This window comes from Streptomyces sp. SID13666, assembly GCF_010548325.1.
In the GTDB taxonomy this organism is placed as follows: Bacteria; Actinomycetota; Actinomycetes; order Streptomycetales; family Streptomycetaceae; genus Actinacidiphila; species Actinacidiphila fildesensis.
The window spans coordinates 1-381 of record NZ_JAAGLX010000253.1 but is presented as its reverse complement, the minus strand read 5'-3'; the positions used below and the strand labels follow the sequence as shown (position 1 = coordinate 381).

Here is a 381-nt window from a genome sequence, read left to right as displayed (position 1 = left end):
CGAGCCAGCCGCCGTACGACCAGCCCCGGATCGCCACCCGGGAGAGGTCGAGCGGGTAACGCTCGGCGAGGTCGAGCAGGGCGTCGACCTGGTCGTCCAGCGACACCGTGAAGTCGCCGTGGACGGCTTTCTCCCAGGCGGGCGACCGCCCCGGCGTACCTCGCCCGTCGGCCACGACCACCGCGAACCCCTGGTCGGCGAACCACTGCGAGGTGAGGTGCGCGTTGTGCGCGGCGACCACGCGGGGGCCGTGCGGACCGCCGTAGGGGTCCATGAGGACAGGGAGGCGAGTGACGCCGTCGTAGTCGGTCGGCATAAGCAGGGCGCATGGAATTCGGCGTGCGCCCCCCTCGGTGAAGGTCACGCGCGGGGACAAACCGG

General features: G+C 72.2%; 1 protein-coding gene. It reads right to left on the bottom strand.

Annotation, left to right across the window (positions count from 1 at the left end; genetic code table 11):
* Nucleotides 1-381: prolyl oligopeptidase family serine peptidase (locus G3I60_RS44340; RefSeq protein WP_164608611.1), on the bottom strand; the 381-nt coding region annotated here is incomplete at both ends.